Annotated in this window: 19 protein-coding genes; 9 read left to right on the plus strand and 10 right to left on the minus strand. The window is 63.0% G+C overall.

Translation table 11 applies throughout. The annotated features are described in order from the left end of the window. Positions 1-43: 43 nt before the first annotated feature. From arsN2 to arsH, 3 genes are read right to left on the minus strand one after another with little or no spacing between them, the layout of a single operon-like run. The gene (gene arsN2 / locus EPA99_RS13640; RefSeq protein WP_129471783.1) at positions 44-475 is read right to left on the minus strand and encodes an arsenic resistance N-acetyltransferase ArsN2; all 432 of its coding nucleotides are present in this window, start codon (positions 473-475) and stop codon (positions 44-46) included. A 29-nt stretch (positions 476-504) separates the two neighbouring features. Beyond that, positions 505-930, minus strand: coding sequence for an arsenate reductase (glutaredoxin) (gene arsC, locus EPA99_RS13645; RefSeq protein ID WP_129471784.1), 426 nt, complete (start codon positions 928-930; stop codon positions 505-507). Continuing rightward, the gene (gene arsH / locus EPA99_RS13650) at positions 927-1,667 is read right to left on the minus strand and encodes an arsenical resistance protein ArsH (protein WP_129471785.1); all 741 of its coding nucleotides are present in this window, start codon (positions 1,665-1,667) and stop codon (positions 927-929) included. Before arsH ends, arsC begins: the two co-directional genes overlap by 4 nt. Before the next feature lie 39 nt (positions 1,668-1,706). On the opposite strand from arsH, the gene EPA99_RS13655 reads away from it, so the two are divergent. Both EPA99_RS13655 and arsB read left to right on the plus strand, forming a co-directional pair. Next, positions 1,707-2,021 carry an ArsR/SmtB family transcription factor gene (locus EPA99_RS13655; protein WP_129471786.1) on the plus strand — a complete coding sequence of 105 codons (315 nt, stop codon included), beginning with the start codon at positions 1,707-1,709 and terminating at the stop codon, positions 2,019-2,021. Further along, entirely contained in the window at positions 2,021-3,070 is a 1,050-nt protein-coding gene (gene arsB / locus EPA99_RS13660) for an ACR3 family arsenite efflux transporter (RefSeq protein WP_129471877.1), read from the plus strand. Before EPA99_RS13655 ends, arsB begins: the two co-directional genes overlap by 1 nt. 172 nt (positions 3,071-3,242) lie before the next feature. Here the strand turns inward: arsB and EPA99_RS13665 are convergent, their stop codons facing one another. The 7 genes from EPA99_RS13665 to EPA99_RS13695 all read right to left on the minus strand — a co-directional run bounded on the left by EPA99_RS13665 (position 3,243) and on the right by EPA99_RS13695 (position 14,801). Continuing rightward, complete coding sequence (locus tag EPA99_RS13665; RefSeq protein WP_129471787.1) at positions 3,243-3,959, minus strand: XAC0095 family protein; 717 nt, start codon at positions 3,957-3,959, stop codon at positions 3,243-3,245. A 407-nt stretch (positions 3,960-4,366) separates the two neighbouring features. Next, entirely contained in the window at positions 4,367-8,011 is a 3,645-nt protein-coding gene (locus tag EPA99_RS13670) for an AAA family ATPase (RefSeq protein WP_129471788.1), read from the minus strand. Beyond that, positions 7,995-9,791, minus strand: a complete 1,797-nt coding sequence (locus EPA99_RS13675) for a hypothetical protein (protein WP_129471789.1) — start codon at positions 9,789-9,791, stop codon at positions 7,995-7,997. Before EPA99_RS13675 ends, EPA99_RS13670 begins: the two co-directional genes overlap by 17 nt. 488 nt (positions 9,792-10,279) lie before the next feature. Beyond that, positions 10,280-10,627 carry a ribonuclease E inhibitor RraB gene (locus tag EPA99_RS13680; RefSeq protein ID WP_129471790.1) on the minus strand — a complete coding sequence of 116 codons (348 nt, stop codon included), beginning with the start codon at positions 10,625-10,627 and terminating at the stop codon, positions 10,280-10,282. Positions 10,628-10,750: 123 nt separating this feature from the next. Continuing rightward, positions 10,751-11,605: a TSCPD domain-containing protein gene (locus tag EPA99_RS13685; protein ID WP_129471791.1), complete on the minus strand. Its 855-nt coding sequence runs from the start codon at positions 11,603-11,605 to the stop codon at positions 10,751-10,753. Positions 11,606-11,710: 105 nt separating this feature from the next. Then, positions 11,711-12,340 carry a hypothetical protein gene (locus tag EPA99_RS13690; RefSeq protein WP_129471792.1) on the minus strand — a complete coding sequence of 210 codons (630 nt, stop codon included), beginning with the start codon at positions 12,338-12,340 and terminating at the stop codon, positions 11,711-11,713. Positions 12,341-12,647: 307 nt separating this feature from the next. Further along, positions 12,648-14,801, minus strand: coding sequence for an adenosylcobalamin-dependent ribonucleoside-diphosphate reductase (locus EPA99_RS13695; protein ID WP_129471793.1), 2,154 nt, complete (start codon positions 14,799-14,801; stop codon positions 12,648-12,650). A gap of 452 nt (positions 14,802-15,253) precedes the next feature. Between EPA99_RS13695 and EPA99_RS13700 the strand changes: the two genes are divergently transcribed. The 7 genes from EPA99_RS13700 (at position 15,254) to EPA99_RS13730 (ending at position 21,753) form a co-directional block, all read left to right on the plus strand. Beyond that, the gene (locus EPA99_RS13700) at positions 15,254-16,699 is read left to right on the plus strand and encodes a Do family serine endopeptidase (RefSeq protein ID WP_129471794.1); all 1,446 of its coding nucleotides are present in this window, start codon (positions 15,254-15,256) and stop codon (positions 16,697-16,699) included. 105 nt (positions 16,700-16,804) lie between these two features. Continuing rightward, the gene (locus tag EPA99_RS13705; protein WP_129471795.1) at positions 16,805-17,167 is read left to right on the plus strand and encodes a hypothetical protein; all 363 of its coding nucleotides are present in this window, start codon (positions 16,805-16,807) and stop codon (positions 17,165-17,167) included. A 15-nt stretch (positions 17,168-17,182) separates the two neighbouring features. Next, entirely contained in the window at positions 17,183-17,692 is a 510-nt protein-coding gene (locus tag EPA99_RS13710; RefSeq protein ID WP_129471796.1) for a phage holin family protein, read from the plus strand. Continuing rightward, positions 17,689-18,207 (plus strand): hypothetical protein, encoded by a 519-nt coding sequence (locus EPA99_RS13715; RefSeq protein WP_129471797.1) that lies wholly within the window; start codon positions 17,689-17,691, stop codon positions 18,205-18,207. Before EPA99_RS13710 ends, EPA99_RS13715 begins: the two co-directional genes overlap by 4 nt. 48 nt (positions 18,208-18,255) lie before the next feature. After that, positions 18,256-19,377, plus strand: a complete 1,122-nt coding sequence (locus tag EPA99_RS13720) for an AI-2E family transporter (protein WP_425479210.1) — start codon at positions 18,256-18,258, stop codon at positions 19,375-19,377. A gap of 295 nt (positions 19,378-19,672) precedes the next feature. Continuing rightward, complete coding sequence (locus tag EPA99_RS13725) at positions 19,673-20,386, plus strand: HAD family hydrolase (protein WP_129471799.1); 714 nt, start codon at positions 19,673-19,675, stop codon at positions 20,384-20,386. Next, positions 20,383-21,753: a leucyl aminopeptidase family protein gene (locus tag EPA99_RS13730; protein WP_129471800.1), complete on the plus strand. Its 1,371-nt coding sequence runs from the start codon at positions 20,383-20,385 to the stop codon at positions 21,751-21,753. The genes EPA99_RS13725 and EPA99_RS13730 overlap by 4 nt, the downstream gene beginning before the upstream one ends. Positions 21,754-21,777 lie beyond the last annotated feature (24 nt).

Raw genomic sequence — 21,777 nt, forward strand, 5'->3', positions numbered from 1 at the left:
CTGTCGATGATGGTGGGCAAGATGGGCCCCTGCCGCGGTCCAACTACTCGAGGCGTTTGACCATGAAGGCCGCAGTTTCAGGGCAAATGCCCGAGAACTGCTGGGACTGACTGATGGACGGTGGGGCTTCGGCGCGTGCGACGTGGCGATATCCATGACGTTCGAACAATGGCGCACTGTTAGTGGTCAGTAGGAACAGGTCGCGCACGCCTGCATCGGCAGCCAGGCGTTCTGCCCGATCCAACAGTGCAGCGCCTGCACCAAGGCCGCGGTGACTTGGAGCAACCACCAACGAGCGCAGCAGGCCCGCGGGAAGGTGCAGTTCGACACCCACCGCGCCAATGAGCACATCATCCTGGTAAAGCCCACAGAAGCGCCTGGGCGCGCTGTCTTTCAGGTCGCTCGTGGGCAGCCCCGCACCGGTGAGCAAAGACAAGACCTCTGCATTGGGCGTGACCGGCTTGAAGCTTCTCATGGCTTGCCTCTGGTGCGATCTGGACAGGGTCAGGGGGTGGTTGGCCTGTTGCCTTGCGCGTCGATCACGACCTCGCCATCCTCCTTTGCGAAGGGGACCGAGGTCGCCGGCAGGATATCCAGGACGGTTTCGGACGGCCGCGCCAGCCGCACGCCGAGTTCGGTCTCCACGAAGGGCCTGTTGATCAGGACGGGGTGCGCCAACATCGCGTCCAGCAACTGATCGTCGCTGATAGCCGGGTCGTCCAGCCCGAGTTCGGCGTGGGGCGTGCCCTTCTGGCGGATGGCAGCCCTGACCGTGAGTCCCGCGCGCTGGATGAGCTCGATCAGCCGCGTTCTCGTCGGTGTTTCGGTGAGGTAATCGATGACGACTGGATCGACGCCAGCATGCCTGATGAGGGCAAGCGCGTTCCTGGAAGTCCCGCACTCGGGGTTGTGGTAGATCGTCGCTTTCATCGGGTTGCTCCTGCGGCCATGGGGGGTGCCGAGGCGCCGGATGCCGCTGCCAGTGCGGCCGCGGCAGCGTCGCCCTTGCGCTCGCTGTAGCGATCCACCAGATAGTCGCTGCGGTCCCGGACCAGCAAGGTGAACTTCACCAGTTCCTCCATGACATCCACGACCCGGTCGTAGTAGGCAGAAGGCTTCATCCGGCCCTGCTCGTCGAATTCCTGCCACGCCTTGGGCACTGACGACTGGTTCGGGATGGTGACCATTCGCATCCAGCGCCCCAGCACACGCAACGCATTGACCACGTTGAATGACTGCGAGCCGCCGCTGACCTGCATCACCGCCAGCGTGCGGCCCTGGGTGGGGCGCATGCCGCCCTCCTCCAACGGCAGCCAGTCGATCTGGTTCTTCAGCACGGCGGTCATCGTGCCGTGTCGTTCGGGGCTGATCCAGACCTGGCCCTCGGACCATAGCGAGGCCTCTCGCAGCTCACGCACCTTGGGGTGATCGGCCGGAACGGAATCCAGCATCGGCAGCGTGTGCGGGTCGTACAACCTCGTCTCGGCGCCAAAGTGCTCCAACAGGCGTTGTGCTTCCAACGCGAGCTTGCGGCTGTAGGACTGCGGACGTAGCGAGCCGTAGAGCAGCAGGATGCGTGGCTTGTGGGTGCTTGGATTGGCCACGTCCAGACATGTACGCGATGGGGCGTGCAGCGCCTCCGGGCGAACGTTGGGGAGATCGAGCATGGCATTGTTCCCATCCTTCGTTTCCACTATTCTAGATATATGGAACATAGCACTGCAACTCGGGCGCTTGCCGCACTGGGGCACGGGACACGGCTGTCGATCTTCCGCCTGCTGGTCCAGGCGGGTCACGGCGGGAAGCTGGCTGGCGAAATCGGGCAGGCCCTCGCCTTGCCGGGCGCCACGCTGTCGTTCCACCTAAAGGAATTGGCCGCGGCCGGCCTGGTCACTGCGGAGCAGCGCGGTCGCGCCATCTGTTACCGGGCCAACTTCGACAGCATGAACGGCCTGCTCGATTACCTGACCGAAAACTGCTGCGCGGGGGATCAGTCGTGCCAGGCAACGGGGCGCTGCTGATGCGGCCCGGCGCCACCGAGCCGACGCGGCGGCTCTCGTTCCTGGACCGCTACCTGACGGTCTGGATCTTTCTCGCCATGGCCCTGGGTGTCGGGCTGGGTGTCGCATGGCCGGGGCTGCAGCATCGCATCGACGCCCTCAGCGTCGGCACGACCAACATCCCGATCGCCGTGGGCCTGATCCTGATGATGTTTCCACCGCTGGCCAGGGTGGACTACGCGCAGCTGGGCGTGGTGTTCAAGGACAAGCGCGTGCTTGCCCTGTCGCTGCTGCAGAACTGGCTTGTCGGACCGTTGCTGATGTTCGCGTTGGCGGTGATCTTCCTGCGCGACCAGCCCGGTTACATGACCGGGCTCATCCTGATCGGCCTGGCCCGCTGCATCGCGATGGTGCTGGTCTGGAATCAGCTGGCACGGGGGGACAGTCACTACGGTGCCGGGCTGGTCGCGTTCAACTCGATCTTCCAGATTGCCTTCTTCAGCATCTACGCCTGGTTCTTCCTCTCGGTGCTGCCCACCGCGCTGGGCCTGCAGGGGGTGCTGCTCAACGTTGGATTCTGGCCGGTGGCCGAGGCCGTCCTGGTCTACCTGGGCATCCCGTTCGCCGCCGGATACCTGGTGCGGGCCGTGCTGACCAGGGTGCGGGGCATCGACTGGTTCGAGCGCCGATTCCTTCCCGCGATCGGCCCGGTCACGTTGATCGCGCTGCTGTTTACGATCGTGGTGATGTTCGCGATGAAAGGGGGCGACGTGGTCAGGCTCCCCTATGACGTCCTGCGGATCGCAGTGCCACTGACGCTCTACTTCCTGATCCAGTTTGGCGTGAGCTTCTTCATGGGCAGGCTGATCGCCAGGGACTATCCGCGCACGACCTCCATTGCCTTCACCGCCGCGGGCAACAACTTCGAACTCGCCATTGCTGTGGCCGTGGCCGCCTTCGGCATCGGCTCGCCGGTGGCCTTTGCGGCGGTCATCGGCCCGCTGATCGAGGTCCCGGTGCTGATCGTGCTGGTCAATGTCGCACTTCGTCTCAGGCGCCGATACTTCTGACGGAGCATCGGATCTCGATGATCCCAGCGGGCTTGCTGCAAGATGTCTGCTCTTGAACAAGCCCGCCAGGTCGCAGGGCCGTCGCCACTGATTTCACCAGGCTTGCCCCTGCCGCCGCAGGCAGACGAAAACGGCGACAGGTGCCCCGCTTTTTCGCAGACACCAACCAGCCTCAGTGCAACGCTGGTCCATCAAACCCCGACTGCGGCATTCGCCGCGACAGCGTGACGGACTCAGGGCGTGCGACTGGGAACAACGGCTGCGCACCATACACAGCGTGCGCTTCCTTGACCGAGTGGCGCGCCGGGCCGTGCGTCAGCGCCTGGGCCTCGATCTCTGCCAGAAGGTCATTCGCCTCCAAGGCGTGGTTGAAGATGGTGTGGCCGAGCGTAGAGACTGTGCCCGCCGCGAAATCGGTGGCCGCGTCGGCGTAGACCGCATCACCGAAGGCCTTGATGCTGGCGATCAGCTGGTGGAGCTTGTCGAACTGGTCCAGGGTGAGGCCAAGGGTAAGGCGCTGGTCATTGGCTCGCATGGCATATGCACGCGCTGACGCGTCACCTGCGCTGTCGAAGCCGCTGGTCGCCTCGCCGTCTCCTTCGCCGCCCGCTTCCAGCGAGTCGCGCGGCGCCTGGTTTGCGTGTGAGCTCTCCAACGGAGACGCCGCCTTAATTACCAGATCCAGCTGGCCGGTCAGCTGCTTCAAGCAGAACGTCAGGTCAGTCTCGTCCAGCATGGGGGCCGCTTCCTCGGTCTCACCGGCCCTGTGCTGCGTGGCCAGCCCCGCCAGGAAGTGAATGTGGTGTCTGATCTGCGTCAGCCGCTGCTGACTCTCCGCGGGCAGGAAGTAGCCCTCGCCGTCTTGATTGCCGAACGTGTACTCCGCCATCGTCGCCTCTCCTTTCACCATGAAGTGACCGCCCGCCGTGATCGGCGGACGGGAAGTCGGGAGGCTAGAAACCGCAGAGAGCCGGCGGGCGTATTCCCCTTGCGGGTGTTGTATTAGCCGCCCTCCCGACGCAGGCATCACGTCGGTTGTCCCTGCAAACATGCAGGCACAAAAAACCCACCGGTTTGTCGGAGGTGGATACCGCTCTCTGAGGAGTTTCTAGGCTCCGTGAGGTAGAGATTGCTACCGCCAAGTAGCGGTGTCAACCGTCAAGAAAGCTCACTACGAAATCGACCAACGTGTGTCTAGATCCCGTTGGAACTGCACTCTAAACGCCACCTCGCTTCGTTAGCCTTACCAGGTTTCTTGCTGGTTGCGCAAACTGATGCCCACGCCTGCGCCCCCTACTACGAACTCAATCGAGCTGAGCTATCAAATTTTCCGATTTCGCTTACCTGTGGGCCGCTCTTGCCAAGGGATTGGAATCTATAGATTCGCGACTTCTCTCCAAGATGTTGAAATTTGTGCTGGGAAATTTGCATGAGCTTCTCATCGCAAGTGGAGATGATGAACTGCCTTGCATCAGTGGCACTGCTGGCCAGCCCTGCCAACAGGTCTACCAACGCGTAAGTGTTCAAGTCGTCAAAGTGAGATACCGGGTCGTCCATGAGGATCGATGCGCACGCTGACCAACTCTGAGAGCCTGCCGCAGTCAAGAACAGACCGAGCAAAAGTGTTTGAACTTGGGATTGGCTGAAGTATTCAGTAGGCTTATGACGCTCCCCATTCCTCATGACTTCAACCGTGATCGCGCCGTTCCTACTTGTAACCGATATATCGCCAAAACCATAAACAGGTCTCAGCCTACGCTGGATGACCGCGGTTCTTGGCCCGTACTGATCAGTGAACTCTCGAGTTGCATGGTTGCGCCTGTTCTCCAACATTCGTGCAAGTTCAGAGAAGTAGGCTCGCAGCTCTTCGGAGCGACGAATGTCGAGATCCAGACTCTCAAGCATATCAACTACGCGTCTTCTTTCATTTTGAGCACTCTCTAGTACCGCAGAGGTCGCCAAAGACTCCATGGCGCGCTCGAGAACAGCAACCCTATCTCTCGCTTTTTGAAGCGATGCAATGGCGGTTACTACTCTATCAATCTCCTGTGAGATCTCTTCATACGGTGAGTCGAGTCTCAAGTCAGCGGAAAGGATCTCGGCCTCAATGGAACTAAGTTGACTGCGAAACAGCGCTGTGTCGCTTGAAGCGCGGCCCAAGGCTTTCTGCAACTCAGCCAACCCTGTATCGGCATCGTCTCGATCATTCTTGATTTTTACTAATTCGCCCGCAACCCGTTCGGCTTCCAGTGTTGCGGCGGAAAGCCTCACTAGATCCTCAGCTATCAAGCCCTCGACTTCTATTTGCGTGGTATTAGAGGCAATCTCCACAGCCTCTGCAATGGAATTAAAATTACGATCTGCAGCCCGTGCCACGGCCAGCTCAGTGTTAACGCGCTTAAGCTCCCGCATCGCTGATTTGAACTCAGCCTCGAGAAGCTCAGCGTCTCTCTGGAAATTCTGGGTATCAAATACGGCAACAGCATGTCGCTGGATCTCCGCCTCAACTCGGACTCCAACATCAGTAGCAACCTTTTCGATTTCGCTTAGCGAATCGCCAACTCCCGCATCGGAGAACTTTGCGCGAATCTCGGCTAGTTGTGCTTCAGTGTATAGCTTCTCCGAGCGAGCCTCAGCAAGCCTTGCTCTTAGAACCGACTGCCTCGCCTTGGCCAATGCATCTTCTCGCATCAGCGCCTCTACCTTGCCTCGGCAAAGATTCAGCTCATCATTAAAAGCTTGGATGCCGTCATCATCCTCAAGGGTCGCATTCACCCGCTGCCTAAGCTCTTCGGCACTCGAGTGCTTAACACCGCACAACAGACATTTTTCATCCTTAATGTGACTCCTAAGCGCCTCGAGAAGCGTTGAAACCTCAGACCGATCACGCTCAATGGCGTCCAATTTAGCCTGCGCAGTGGCTTGATCTTGCCTCGCGAGATCAAGCGCAGTCGCATTGGAGTCAATCTGATTAACTATAGCCATTCCCTCAACGCTTACCGCCCTCTCAAGCTCTGATAGCTCGGAAATTCTCTGCTTCAGGAGTTCATAGCCCTGCAGTGAATCTCGAAGGCCATTGATTTCAGAGAGCCTCGCGCGCAAAGCTATTATCGATTTTGCCAGGGCTGATTCGTAATCGCGCAACTTCCTTTCATGCTCTGATCTGTCGGCCTTACGGGCTAAGATTTCATCTACCTGGGTCTTGACGCTAGTTGCTTCTTCGCCAAGCGACTCGAGCCTGCTCAAATCAGATGCCCGAAAAGCCGCCCTTTGAGCGAAGCTCCTAAGGTTATCGATGCGTTCTCGGAGGCGAGATTCTTCACCTCGGACTGATTGCGCCGTTGCTGCAGCCTGATTATATCGAATCTCAGATTGCCTCTTCTTTTCAGTAAGATCAGCTTGCGCCGCATCAAGCTCGCGCGCCCTCTCAAGCAATGAATTGAGGTTGGCTCTAGCCAACTCGCGCCTTCCCATAAGCGACGATGCCTCATTCAATCTGCTGATACGGATCTCTAGCGATCTAATCAGCCCATCGGCGTCTGACCTCAGCGACCTGGGGTCTGCATCCGAGGCATAGTTGGCAGTGTCAGCATGCGGATTCAGCCTATTAATCTCTTCAGCAACTCTAGCGAGCTCGCTCGTCAGGTGCTCAGGATCGCCATCGAACTCGGTAAGTCCTTCCACTCTTTGGATATCATCAGTCAGGCTGCCAAGCCTTTGCTGACACTTCTCGACTTCCCGGGTTGCGCCCCTAATACGCTGATCGAGAGTTCGTGTAACTTCCTCAACCTTCTTGATGGCGCGAACATAGTCATCGAAGGCCAGCATTCTAGACACTAGGTCTGATGACAGCTGGCAAGATTGAGCAAACCCTTGGGTCAGCTCAGACGATTCCTGATTGAAGGCATGGGTGGCACGAAATAAGCTCACTAGATTGTCAACGCGATCTGCCATCGGCGACTCCTCACTGCCCGTGAGCAGCGTTAAAACTTCCTTCCGGCTCGTGTTATCCCGCCCATCCAACGTTGCGACGCTAGGCCTCGCCAGTGTACGAATCAACGTATGCTCGCCAGTTCCTCTCCGAAACCTGAGCTCCACTTCAGCCGGGTTCTCGCCACTATCAAGGTGCTTTGCAGCCTTTTGCAGGCCGGCGCTATTGTGCTCGATCTTCAAACGTCCGATGCCGCCTGTGGCGACGAAGTCCAATGCGTCAAATATTGATGTTTTACCAAATCCGTTAGGCCCATAAAGCACAGTGACGCTTTCACCGAACTCGAACGTGACAGGCTCTCTATATGCACGAAAGTTTGTTATCTTGATCGAGAGGAGGCTGATAAATTCTTCGGTGCTTTGCTCGACGATTCGGAACTCGTCGGTCAGAGCCGAGCTGTCAATCTCGTCAATTTCCGCACCTAGTCGATCCTCTACGATTCTTTGCGCACTCCTATTTCCGGGGACTACCAGTGCGCGCGCCAGATCTGAACTCACCCCACTTCTCCGAAGGAGTGTCTGAGCGGATGGAGGGCGTGCCCCGCCCTCCTCGACAGCAATTAGGGGCAGGAAGGGGAGTCGGCTCAATGCGGAGGTGTCCGCCTCAGACAGCTCCAGCGCGAACTTCCGGCAGAAAAAGACATCCGTCTCCACGCTCGGCGCAAATGCATCGTCGGAGATACTCTTCGGCGGATAGCAGAAAGAGAACGAGACATCCAAGCCTGCCCACTTAGGACGGCGGGCGGCATACAACCGTTTGAAGGCTTCGTATGCTAGGCGATAGTCTTCCTTCTTGCTTCCGAAACCAAAGCCTGCGAGGGTGGGTTCGGATGTCATCAGCAGCAGTGTCTGCTCTTCGAAACTTTCGACTTCCAAGTTCGCAGAAGGAACTGACTCTTTCAACCTATTTTTGACAACGTCCCTCACCCGATTATCACTTGAAGAGTGCATCGCTTAGCTCCTGATTAAGCTCAGCCGGCGTCTTGGCCCGCAGATATGCCGCAAGTACCGAGTGGTATCCAACAAATCTCAGAGCCGCTTCTGGATTAGTTATGGAATTTTCGCGACTATAAGGTGCGTCTGATCTAGCCATAAAGTTTCCGAACTCAGGAATCCACTCAGTGTTGTCCTCATCTCGCGAGATTACGGTGATCGGTATTCTGCTTCGGGGCAGCTCATCACGAACGTGTTTAACCGCCTCTTCGTGGGTCGTGGCTCGCACGGCGATCACATTGACATCAGTGGACCCCAGTCTGGGAGAAGCGTGGAAGCCGGGGTCGGTAAAGGTCTGTGCTGCGTCGGCCACACCAGTAACCGAGAGCGCGTGGGAGAGCATTGTTAGAGCTGATGCGATTTCGCCACCCCACTCCTCTGCGTTCTTTCTTGCCTTAAGCTGAGGACTTAACAGCCGAACGATGTTCTCCAGGCGCGTGGCTTCAAGCTGGCGAAAACTCGTCACTAGATGATCGAGTGAGGCCTTAGCATTGTGGGCCAAGCTCGCATTAGGATGCGCCTCCGCCAGAGTACGCACCTGGTCAAGCTCGTCATGGAAGCGTTTCAAGGAGCAAGGCACGGGGCTTCCTGGACGGCGCGGATCGAAAGCATCATCGAAAGCATGAACGAATGCTTGTTCCACAGGACTGACAGCCTTCGACACTGCACCACCTACTACAGAGGCCGCGTTCCGCTGAGCAAATGAATGGATACAAGCACCTGCTTCACGAAAAAAGCAATCAGACAAAGTCTCAAGCTGGTTGTTGGGTCGATAGTTTGATCCGCCGCTGGAGAAGGTAGCAGGGCACTTTTGTTTAAAGAAGCCCGCCAGGCTTGAGTTAATGACGGCAGCGCCGGCGTACTCGCTGGAGCGACCAGGATCTTTTCTTCCCGCCCTATTTACCATAACCAGGCATGCCTGATTTCTGACCAAGCGCGGGTGAAGCGTCTGATTAAAGTAGGCCTTTATCTGCTCAAGGAAGGCTGTATGGTTTGGCTTATCATTATGCTGTATGACAAAAGTCCAAGAGACAGAGTTGCTATCCGCATGCCGCCTCTGGGCGTCCTCCTCCATTTCCTCCGCGATAGCGTTCCATATGACCTTGCCACCCACGGACCCGACCCAGTCAAAACAGACCAGCGTGAAAAAGCGGGCCGTTCTACGATCTCGCAGATGAGCTTTGAACATAAAGACCGACTTGCCGCGATACATCGCTTGTGTGCTGAGAACGGCCTCTAAGTACGACGGAGTGATTTTGGGTTGAACCCATTTTTTAACTACGCCACTTGATAGCTTTATCCACGTTACACAACAATTGACCCACTCTCCTGGCTGGAGTTCACCTGCTTGGTTTGAGGAATGAACGGCAGTAGCCCCAGCCTCCAACAAAGAGACGTAGTCGTCCTTTATAAGACCATCTACTCCGCCAATGACAACGGTACCAGTTGGCCATTCGTCACTGGCCAGATAGTCGTCGACAAGAGCCACCCCTCTCAGACCTGGGATGGAGTACTCGGGGAAGACGGTGAAGTGAGTTTTTTCCTGGCCGTGAGGGCGCGCAAGGGAGATGTCTAATGTGCGCGAGATAGCGCGCAGCTGATCATCCACTCTTTCGGGCAGGCAACGGAAAGGCTCGTTCTGAGTCAACTCCGTGTAGGGTTGTGCAACCACCATCCCGATCAGCGTCTCTGGAAACTCAAGCTGACCAGTCAGATCAATCTCTTCAACTAACGGCACCCCTATCCTCCTTGGAAAACCATGACTCTTGGCAGCATAACCTCGGTGGCCACCGATCCTTCCGGCGCTATGCTGCGCCCCTGTGGCCGCCAATATTGAGATCCGATTGGCTGCTTGGCAACAAAAGCGAAGCGGGAGGCTCAATTCTGGCGTTCTTTGCCTAAATTCCCCATTAGGCAGCAACTAGGGATGATCTCCTACCTGCAGGTTGATCCGCCAGAAGTAGAGGATTCGGCGACTAGATTTGCGCCGGCCGCTGCTGACTCTGCGCGGGCATCGCCGTACGTGTACTCCGCTATCGTCGACTCTCCATTCACCATGAAGTGAACGCGCGCCCTGATAGGGGGACGGGCAGTCCGGGGGCTAGAGACCGCAGAGACAGAGTAACGGGGTCAGGTTTACTTATCCCGACTACATCGGAGCAATCACCTCCATCGCCTGCTTTAGAATGAACTTGTTACTGGGCTCAGGTGAGCCTTTGCCGCTGCTTAGGCGGCAACCACATTCATGCCGTCGTAGTCAGCGATGCCGAACTGCACAGCGATGGCGTACAACTCCTGCACTCTCTCCTGCAGCGATTCGGGCGTGTGCCTCTCGACCTTGTCCACCTGCAAGTAGAAGAACGGGTCCTCGTCATCCTCCGGCTCGGTGACGTCGATAGTCGTGTAGCCCAGCGACTCCATGTGCTTTGCCACCGGGGTCAGCTTCTGGTCATCCTCGTCGACGAAGAAGAACGACCAGCGGCAGACATCGTCGATACTCCAAGCCGCGCCGGCATCGGCATTCTTCTGCCGGATATCGGAGAAGAACTCCTTCAGGGCTTCGACTGAGATCATGGCGTACTCGGCTTCACGTGGGCGCCGGCATGCGGCGTGGCGAACGAGTATCGGTGATCACGAAAAGAGGGGGAAGGTTCAGCGCTGAACTCCCGACCCCTGAATTAGTTGTAGCTAACTAGCTCAACCGCACTTCGAATAGCCACAGTTCAAGCACGTAGCGCACCCGTCCATGATGACGAGGGCCTTAGTGCTGCACTTATGGCACATGGTGGCGCTGGGCGGGAAGCTGGCGCCGTCGCCGGTGACTTCGATGTCCTCGGCGTGGTCGGCGGTGCTGGTGGTGGGGGTCTTGCTGACCTCATCCGCCCTGCGGGCACCTTCTCCCGCTTTGGCGGGAGAAGGGAGGTCTGCGGCGGGGCTTACATCAGTGTTTTTTTTTGAGCGTTCTTCGTACTGCTTGCGCTTGTCGGCGATCATGGCGCGCTGGTGGGCGCTCAGCTCGGGGTCGTGCAGCAGGCCGATGGTCTTGAGGTGTTCTTCCACGATGCTGCCCAGCTCGGCCACCAGCGAGGGCATGTAGACGCCGCCGGCCTTGAAGTAGCCGCCCTTGGGATCGAACACGGCCTTCATCTCATCGACGATGAAGGTGACGTCGCCGCCCTTGCGGAACACGGCGGAAAGAATGCGGGTCAACGCCACGATCCACTGGAAGTGCTCCATGGACTTGGAGTTGATGAAGATCTCGAAGGGGCGGCGGTGCTCGTGCTCGGTGCCGGCGTTGAGCACGATGTCGTTGATGGTCACGTAGATGGCGTGCTCCACCAGCGGGGATTTGACCTTGTAGGTGCTGCCGATCAGCACTTCCGGGCGCTCGATGCGCTCGTGCATGTGGATGACATCGGCCACGGGAAGTTCGGCCTCGGCGGCGTCGCGGCTGATCGACTCGCCCTGGACCGGCGGCGCGGCTTCGCGCGCCTTGTCTTCGGGGGTCAGGACGCTGTAGCCCTTGATTTTCTTGTCGATCTTGACGGCCATGGCCTGGGGTTCCTGTCGTGTCGTGCTGTTGTCGGGTCTGGCACCGGCGCGCCGCAGGCGGCGCCCGGCCGGCCTGCGCTGCACGCGGCAGCGCAGGCGTGTTGATTACTTCTTGGCCGCCTTCTTGGCGGGGGCCTTGCGAGCCACGGCCTTCTTGGCGACCTTGCCCACTTTCTTGGCCGGGGCCTTCTTGGCGATGGCCTTCTTGGCCACCGCTTTCTTTGCCACGACCTTCTTGGCGACGGACTTCTTGGCCGCGGCCTTCTTCGTCACCGGCCTGCTGCTGGTGGCCTTCTTGACCACGACCTTCTTGGCGGCCTTCTTCACCACCGGGGACTTGGTGGCCACAGAGGTTTTGGCTGCCTTCTTGGCCGGCTGCTTGGCGGGGGCCTTCTTGGCGGTCTTCTTGGCCGCGGCCTTCTTGCCGGCGCCGGCGCGCTTGAGCGCGGCGGCTTCGGCCTTGGCGCCGGCACTGGCGCTGGCCAGCTTCTGCTTGGCGGTGTTGACCGAGGCGCTCACCGCCTTGGTGGCCTTGCTGGTGGTCTTGGTCACGGCCTTCTTGGCCGCGGCCACGCGCTTGCTCACCGTCTTGCGGACCTTGGCCACGCGGGCCTTGGCCGAATCCAGCACGTTGGTCGTGGTCACGACGATGGCCTCGCCGATCTCCGATGCGGTTTCCTTGACGCTCCCGGCGGCATCGGAGAGCGTTGCGGTCACACCATTTCCATTGCTCATGTTGCCCTCCTGACGGGCGTGTGGGTTACGGCGGGGATGCTAGCGAAAACGCGGTGAAACGGGGTGGGCGGTTTAGGCGGGTGCAGCGGCCCTCATCCGCCCTGCGGGCACCTTCTCCCGCGGGCGGGAGAAGGGAACGCGATGACCTTCTTTTGCGGGCGGGAGGAGGAGAAGCGGTGCACCTTCTTCCTTGAGCGGCAGAAGGGTAAAGCCGGTGATCCAGGCGCGGGGCGGGGCTGGCTTGGCCGAGCCGGCTGCCGGCGATTGCGCGGCAGCGCTGGTCCCGCCGCGGCAGCCCACCGCGGCCTTAGAACTTGCCGTAATAGCCTTCCTTGAGCGCGTCGAACAGGTTGGCGGCGGTGTGCATCTCGCCGTCGTACTCGATCTGCTCGTTGCCCTTGACCTCCACGAAGGTGCCGTCCTCCAGCTCGAAGCGGTAGGTGGTGTTCTCCAGGTCCGCTTCCTTCACCAGCACGCCCTGGAAGGCGGCCGGGTTGAAGCGGAAGGTGGTGCAGCCCTTCAGGCCCTGCTGGTAGGCGTAGCGGTAGATGTCCTTGAACTGCTCGTAGGGGTAGTCGGTGGGGACGTTGGCGGTCTTGGAGATGGAGCTGTCCACCCACTTCTGCGCGGCGGCCTGCACATCCACGTGTTCCTTGGGGTGGATGTCGTCGGCGGCGATGAAGTACTCGGGCAGCCTGGCCTCGGCTTCCTCGGAGAAGGGCATGGCCTTTGCGTTGATCAGCTCGCGGTAGGCCAGCAGCTCGAAGGAGAACACGTCCACCTTCTCCTTGGATTTCTTGCCCTCGCGGATGATGTTGCGGCTGTAGTGGTGCGCAAAGGACGGCTCGATGCCGTTGGAGGCGTTGTTGGCCAGCGACAGGCTGATGGTGCCGGTGGGGGCGATGGAGCTGTGGTGGGTGAAGCGGCTGCCGATGTCGGCCAGCTCGTCTACCAGCTCCGGCGCCACCGAGGCGATGCGCTGCATGTAGCGGCTGTACTTGGCGTGCAGCACGCGGCCTTCGATCATCTGGCCGACCTTCCAGCCGTCATTGGCCATTTCCGGGCGCTGGCGCAGCATGGCGGCGGTGACCTCGAAGGCCTCGGACATGATCGGCGCCGGGCCTTTCTCCTTGGCCAGGGCCAGGCCGGTTTCCCAGCCGGCCACGGCCATCTCGCGGGCGATGGACTCGGTGAATTCGCAGGACTCGCTGCTGCCGTACTTCATCTTCAGCATGGTCAGGGTGCTGCCCAGGCCGAGGAAGCCCATGCCGTGGCGGCGCTTGCGCAGGATTTCGTTGCGCTGCTGCTGCAGCGGCAGGCCGTTGACCTCCACCACGTTGTCCAGCATGCGGGTGAACACGCGCACGACTTCCTTGTATTCCTCCCAGTCGAAGCGCGCCTGGTCGGTGAAGGCATCGCGCACGAAGTTGGTCAGGTTGACCGAGCCCAGCAGGCAGGCGCCGTAGGGCGGCAATGGCTGCTCGCCGCAAGGGTTGGTCGCGCGGATGTTCTCGCACCACCAGTTGTTGTTCATCTCGTTGACCTTGTCGATCAGGATGAAGCCCGGCTCGGCGTAGTCGTAAGTGGAGACCATGATCATGTCCCACAGGTGGCGGGCGCGGATCTGCCCGTACACCTTGCAGGCCACCAGGCCGTCGTCGCGCACGATGTAGTTTTCCTGCGCGGGCCAGTCGCGCCAGACGATCTGCTCGGCGTTGGCCAGGTCCACCTCGGCCTCTTCCTTGCGGTTGACCGGAAAGGTCAGCGGCCAGTCGGTGTCGTTCTCCACGGCCTGCATGAAGCCGTCGGTGATCAGCAGCGACAGGTTGAACTGGCGCAGGCGGCCGTCCTCGCGCTTGGCGCGGATGAAATCCTTCACGTCGGGGTGGGAGACATCGAAGGTGCCCATCTGCGCGCCGCGGCGGCCACCGGCCGAAGACACGGTGAAGCACATCTTGTCGAAGATATCCATGAAGGACATCGGCCCGGAGGTATACGCGCCGGCGCCGGCGACGAAGGCGCCCTTGGGCCGCAGCGTGGAGAACTCGTAGCCGATGCCGCAGCCGGCCTTCAGGGTCAGTCCTGCCTCGTGGACTTTCTCCAGGATGCCGTCCATGGAGTCGGTGATCGTGCCCGAGACGGTGCAGTTGATGGTGCTGGTGGCGGGCTTGTGTTCCTGCGCGCCGGCGTTGGAGGTAATGCGGCCGGCGGGGATGGCCCCGCGGCGCAGCGCCCACAGGAAACGCTCGTACCAGTAGGCCTGCTTGTCGGCGCTGGGCTCGGCATCGGCCAGGGCGCGGGCCACGCGCTGGTAGGTGCCGTCGATGTCGGCATCCAGCGGCACGCCGGCCTTGGTCTTCAGGCGGTACTTCTTGTCCCAGATGTCCTGGGACGCCGGCTGCATCGGAATGACGCGGGCCGGCTGTTCCTTCTTGACCGCCTCAAGGCGCACCGTGCTCATGTTGTCTGCTTCTCCCGGTTACTGGTTCTTGTTCTGTGGTGGCCGTGGCGGCGCGGGCGCTGGGTCGGGTCAGGGGCCGTCGCGGGGCGCGGGCGGCACTGGCAGCGCGCTGGGCGCACCGCTCGCCAATGCGCAGCGCGCGCCATGAAACCCGTTGATGTTCCGATGCCTCATGCGGCGATCCCCGACGCAAGCCCTGGATGCGGATAACCCAATTGGTAGGGCCTGGCCTACCACCCCCACACGATATGTAGGGGCAAGCCCCGAAAACTACGCCCGCCCTTCCGGGGTGTCAATCGGAAAATCGCTTGTCGTGGCGCAGCATTCCGGCGCGCCTGCGGGTGCGGCCTTTCATTGCGTGTTTAACGGGCGATGCCCACACTCGTTCAGGTTCGCGCCCGCGCAGCCGGCGGGTGTCCTCCCCTCCCAATCCGCTCGACGAATCAGCCGCCATGCGCCCATTGCCCACCTTGCTTGCCCTGACCCTTGCCGCCGGCTTTGGCGGCTCTGCCGCCGTCGGCCTGCGCGATGTCTTCGACCAGCCGGCGCAGGCCAACGAGCCGGCCGCCGCCGTGCCGCTGGCCGCCGCCGCGCTGCCGGCCGCGGTCAACGGATCGCCGGTGCCGTCGCTGGCGCCGATGCTGCAACAGGTCACCCCGGCGGTGGTCAGCGTGTATAGCCGCCACACCGTGCGCGTGGCCAGCCCGCTAGGGCCCTTCGGCAACGACCCGGTGCTGCGCCGGATCTTCGGCATCCCGGACATGCCGCGCGAGCGCGTGGAACGTGCGCTGGGCTCGGGCGTGATCATCGATGCCAAGAACGGCTACGTGCTGACCAACCACCACGTGGTGGAAAACGCCGATGGCGTGTCGGTCTCGCTCAGCGATGGCCGCACGGTGGAGGCCGAGTTCATCGGCTCGGACCCGGACACCGACGTGGCGGTGATCCGCATCAAGGCCGACAAGCTCACCGCCATCCCGCTGGCCGATAGCGACAGCCTGAAAGTCGGCGACTTCGTGGTGGCGGTGGGCAACCCCTACGGCCTGGGACAGACGGTGACCTCGGGCATCGTCTCGGCGGTGGGCCGCAGCGGCATCCCCGTGGCCGGCTTCCAGAACTTCATCCAGACCGATGCCTCGATCAACCCGGGCAACTCCGGTGGCCCTTTGCTCAACCTGCAGGGGCAGCTGGTGGGCATCAATACCGCCAGCTTCAACCCTTCCGGCTCGATGGCGGGCAACATCGGCTTGGGGTTCGCCATCCCGATCAACCTGGCGGCCAACATCAAGGACCAGCTGGTCAGCGTGGGTGAGGTGCGCCGCGGCACGCTGGGCATCGAGACGCAGGACGTGGATGAGCGCTTGGCCAAGGCCCTGGGCCTGGAGCAGCCGCGCGGTGCGCTGGTGACCCGCGTGTATCCCAAGTCCGCGGCCGAGGCGGCGGGCGTGCAGAGCGGCGATGTGGTGCTCAGCGCAAACGGCCAGCGCGTGGACAATGCCGCGGCGCTGCATAACTTCGAAGGCCTGCAGGGCGTGGGCGCGCGGGTGTCGCTGGAGCTGCGCCGCGAGGGCAAGCCGCTGACGCTGGCGGCCACGCTGAAGGAACAGGCGCGCAGCGTCGATGGCGGCACGCTGGACCCGCGCCTGACCGGCGCGACCTTCCGCGAACTGGACGAGGGCACCCGCGCGCAGCTGCGCGGCGGGGTGCTGGTGGCCGAGGTCAAGGCAGGATCGCGCGCGTACATCAACGGCCTGCGCCCGGGCGATGTGCTGATTGCCGGCAGCAACGGCGAGTTCGGCGATCTGCCGGCGTTCCGCTCCAGCTTCGGCAAGGCGCCGCAGCAGCTGGTGTTCCAAGTGTTCCGTAACGGCGACACCGGACGGCTGCTGATGCGCTAAAGGCGTGATGCGCGCGGCATTGCCGCTGCCACGCCGCGTCCACAGGGTGTTCATGCGCGGGTGGAGTAGGCTCGAATCCCTCGCCCCGATGACAGGAGACCCGCAATGAGCCCGACCGCTTCCGACAACATGAAGTCCAGCCTGAGCGAAACCGGCGCGCATCTGAAGAATGCCGCCAGCGCCGCAGGCGATGCCATCCGAAATGTCAGCGCCGCCGCTGGCGATGAGTTCAAGCTGGGCAAGGCCGGTGTGAAGTCCGAGCTGGCCGATGGCGCCCTGTCGGGCATCGCCGCGGCCGAAGCCGGTGGTGAAGCCGCACGCGAGCAGGTCGATGCGCTGATGGACAAGGGCCGCGACCTGATCGAAAGCGCCGCCGACTTGATCCGCGAGCGTCCGCTGGCATCCTTCGGCGTGGCCTTCGCCACCGGCTGGATCATCGCCAAGCTGGCGCGCGGCAGCGACAACTAAGTCGCGGCCGTTCGCGTGACCGATCCAACGCAGGATCCCGGCGAAGGCAGCGCGCGTCCCGACGCGCCTTCGCTGGAAGACAGCCTCAAGCAGTTCGGCAAGGCCGGCCGTGACGGCTTTGGCGCTGCGGTCGATACCGGCCGTGCGCTGCGCAGCCTGTTCGCGGCCGACTTCGCACTGGCCCGTGCGTCCATCGCGCGGGCCTGTGCGTGGCTGGCCGTGGCGGTGACCTTTGGCGCCTCGTCTTGGCTGCTGTTGATGGGCGCGTTCATCGCCCTGTTGCAGCGCTTGGGGCTGAGCTGGCTGTCGTCCATGGCCGTGGCCTCGCTGGTCAGCGTGGTCATCACAGGCCTGGCGATGTGGCAGGTGTTGCGTTACTTCGAATTCACCCGGCTCGATGCCACCCGCCGCCAGCTGCGCAAGCTGGGGATCGGGGGCGACGATGAAGAGGAAGAAGACGAGAAAGCGCCGACGGCCTCAGCGCCCACAGCAGTGCCCACGCAACCGACGGAGCGCGCGCCATGAAGTTCAATCAGTTGCAACGTCGCGTGGCCCGCGCCGAGGAGCTGGTCGAGGGTCGCCGGGCCCAGGTCCGCGAGCACGCCGGCCTTTTCGTCGATAGCTGGCGCAGCGGCTGGACTCCCTGGCGTATCGTGATTGCCGGCCTGGCGGCGGGCTTTCTGACCGGACGCGCCGAGCCGGTGCGCGCCATTGGCGGGCTCAACCCGACGCGCTGGCTGCAGCTGGCCAGTACCGCCTCCGGGTTGTTTTCCTCGCTGCAGGCGGCGGTGGCGGCCAGCCGCGCCGACACCGCGGCGGACAAGGCCGATGATGCGGCCGAAAGCGCCGACGATGCGGCCGCCAGCACGCAGCACGCCGCCCACGCGACCCGCCAGGCGGCCAGCGCGGCGAAGACCCAAGCGCCCGACCCGCAACCGACGACCGGCTACGCCGCTGTCACCGACGCCGAGGAAACCGAGCGCTGGGCCGTGCGTGCGCCGCGCCCGGCCGAGGCGGCCACGGACGTCTCCGAGCGTTGAACGCGCCACCTGCCGCCTGCGCGTGGCACGTTCTAGACTGATCCCATGATCACGCCCCCCGACAGCGCGCCCACCGTCGGCGCGCCCGCCGACGCCCTGCCCTCCGACCCGCGCGCGCAGCCACCGTTGCCGCGGCCACGTGCGCCGGTGTCCTTGGTGGTGCTGGCCACGCTGGCGGTGGGCTACACCCTGTGGGCCGCGCAGGCCATCGTGCTGCCGGTGCTGCTGGCGGTATTCCTGGCGCTGGTGGGCAATCCGCTGATCCGCGGGCTGCAGCGCATCTACATGCCGCGCTTTTTGGGCGCGGTGGCGGTGATGTGCCTGTTCGTCGGTGGCACCACGGTGCTGGGCAGCCAGCTGGTGGAGCCGGCCTCGGCCTGGTTCAAGTCGGCCCCGCGCGAGCTGCGCCAGCTGGCGCCCAAGCTGCGCTCGCTGACCAAGCCGGTGCACGACGCCAACGAGATGGCGGAAAACTTTGCGCGCGCCGCAGGCGGCGACAGCAGCCGGCGGCGCGAGGTCACCCGCACGGTGCAGGACGACCCCTACCGCACCCTGACCACCACGCCCAAGGTGGTGGCCTCGGTGCTGGCGGTGGTGCTGCTGACGTTCTTCTTCATGGTCTATGGCGAGAACATGCAGCGGCATGCGATCGCGCTGCTGCCTGGGCGGCAGAAGAAGAAGTTCACCGTGGACATCCTGATCTCGATCGAGCGGGCGGTGTCGCGCTATGTGTTGACCATCAGCATCATCAATGCGCTGGTCGGGCTGGTGTTCGCCGGGTTGATGATGGTGCTGAAGTTCCCCATCGCCGATGCGCTGCTGTGGGGCACGCTGGTGGCGCTGCTGAACTTCGCGCCGTATGTGGGGCCGATGATCGGCATGGTGATGATGGCCATCGTCGGCATGGTGACCTTCGACGATGTGTGGATGTCGCTGCTGCCGGCCATCCTGTACCTGGGCCTGCACACGCTGGAGGGTCAGATCATCACCCCGATCGTGCTGGGCCGGCAGATGCGGCTCTCGCCGCTGGTGCTGATCCTGGCGCTGATGGTGTTCGGCTGGCTGTGGGGCATGATCGGCCTGCTGCTGGCCGTGCCGCTGCTGGTGTGCATCAAGCTGGTGCTGGCCCGCGTGGAGGGACTGGAGGGGTGGGCGCGGTTGATGGAGTGAAGTGAGGAGTGAGCGCAGAGGAGTGAGGAGTGAGTAAAGGCGGCGCCTGCCGTCTTTTTTTGTGTGAGCGGCTCCAGCCGCGAAGGGGCTTTTACCGATGTGCTTGCAGAGGGGAAAGCCCCTTCGCGGCTGAAGCCGCTCCCACAGGAATCCCTGCTCTTCACCCGCCCTGCCAGCTGCTATGCCCTTCGCTTTTCCTCACTCCTCACTCCTCTGCGCTCACTCCTAGCCTTTACTCACTCCTCGCCGTAACCCGCTCATCTCCAGTCACTGCTCGCTTCAGTAGAATCCACGGATGACTCTCTGCATCCGCGCTGTCACGCTGGACCTGGACGACACGGTCTGGCCCTTCGCGCCCATTGGCGCCCGCATTGAACAACGGCTGCATGCCTGGTTGCTGGAACACAGCCCGGCCACGGCGCAGATGTTCCCCATCCAGGCCATGCGCGTGCTGCGTGAGCGCATGCATGCCGAGCATCCGCACCTGGTGCACGACCTGAGCGAGCTGCGCCGCATGACCCTGCGCCATGCGCTGGTCGAGAGCGGGGCCGACCCGGCGCTGACGGACCCGGCCTTCGAGGTCTTCTACGAGATCCGCAACCAGGTCGAGTGCTATCCCGACAGCCTGGACGCCCTGGCGCGCATCGCCGCGCGGGTGCCGCTGGCGGCGCTGAGCAATGGCAATGCCGATGTGGTCCGCTGCGGGCTGGGCGATCACTTCCGCTTCCAGCTGGGCGCGCGCGAGCATGGCGCGGCCAAGCCCGAGCCCAGCATCTTCCTGGCCGCCTGCGAGCGCCTGGGCTGCGCGCCGGAGACGGTGCTGCACGTGGGCGATCACATCCACATGGACGTGGTGGGCGCGATGGAAGCGGGCCTGCGCGGCGGCTGGCTCAATCGCGACGCCGCGACCTGGCCGGCCGAGTTGCCGCGTCCCGACCTGGAGTTCACCACCCTGACCGCGCTGGCCGACTGGCTGGACGCGCATACCCCGGAGCCTGCCGCCGCATGAGCGCATCCCCCCAGGAACACGCCCCCTCGCCCAACGCGCTGCCGCTGCATCTGGTGGAGCGCAGCCAGTTCGCCGCCTGGAAGGCCGGGCAGCCCGAGGCCATCCAGCGCTGGGCAGAATCGCAGGCTTTCAACGCCTCGGCTGGCAGCGTGCTGCTGCTGCCCGGCGAGCGCGGCGTGGCCGGCGCGGTGGTCGGTATCGGCGACCCCCTGGACCCGCACAGCTATGGCCACGCCCCGATGGCGCTGCCCACTGGCGTGTGGTCGCCGGCCCTGCCGCTGGGCGCCGAGGCGCAGGCGGCCCTGCAACTGGGCTGGGGCCTGGGCAGCTATCGCTTCGACCGCTACAAGGCGCGCCTGCGCGAGCCGGCGCAGCTGCAGCTTGCGGCCGCCGATGTCGAGACCGCCGATGTGCTGACCGCGGTGCAGCGCGTGCGCGACTGGGTCAACACGCCGACCGAGCACATGGGCCCGGAGCAGCTGGAGGCCGCCGCGCGCGAACTGGCCCAGGCCCACGGCGCGCAGCTCGAGGTGATCACCGGCGATGCGCTGATCGAACAGAACTTCCCCACTATCCACGCGGTGGGCCGCGCCTCGCACCGGGCGCCGCGGCTGATCGTGCTGCGGTGGGGCGAAAGCGCGCACGCGCCGGTGGCGGTGGTGGGCAAGGGCGTGTGCTTCGACACCGGTGGCCTGGACCTGAAGCCGGCCGACGGCATGCGCAACATGAAGAAGGACATGGGCGGGGCGGCGCACGCGCTGGCGCTGGCCGGCTTGATCATGGCCCGGCAGCTGCCGGTGCGGATGACGCTGCTGATCCCGGCGGTGGAAAACGCCGTGGGGCCCGATGCCTTCCGCCCCGGCGAGGTCATCCGCACGCGCTCGGGGGTGACGGTGGAGATCGACAACACCGATGCGGAGGGCCGCCTGATCCTGTGCGATGCGCTGGCCTATGCCGGCGAGCAGCAGCCGGAACTGCTGCTGGACTTCGCCACCCTGACCGGCGCGGCACGGGTGGCCTTGGGCCCGGACCTGCCGGCGCTGTTCTGCAACGACGACGGGCTGGCCCAGCAGTGGCTGCAGGCCGGCGAGACCACGCGCGACCCGGTGTGGCGCCTGCCGCTGTGGCGCCCGTACCTGCGCTACCTGACCAGCCATATCGCCGACCTGGCCAACGCCGGCTCGCGCATGGCCGGGGCGGTCACCGCGGCGCTGTACCTGGAGCGCTTCGTCCCGGCCGGCATCCGCTGGGCGCACCTGGACACCTATGCGTGGAACGACAACGACCGTCCGGGGCGCCCGGCCGGTGGCGAAGCGCTGGGGCTGCGTTCGGCCTATGCGCTGTTGAAGGCGCGCTACGGGCGCTAGCACAAGCGACTGGCGCCTGTGCCG

Source organism: Pseudoxanthomonas composti, assembly GCF_004122095.1.
GTDB classification, from domain to species: domain Bacteria; phylum Pseudomonadota; class Gammaproteobacteria; order Xanthomonadales; family Xanthomonadaceae; genus Pseudoxanthomonas_A; species Pseudoxanthomonas_A composti.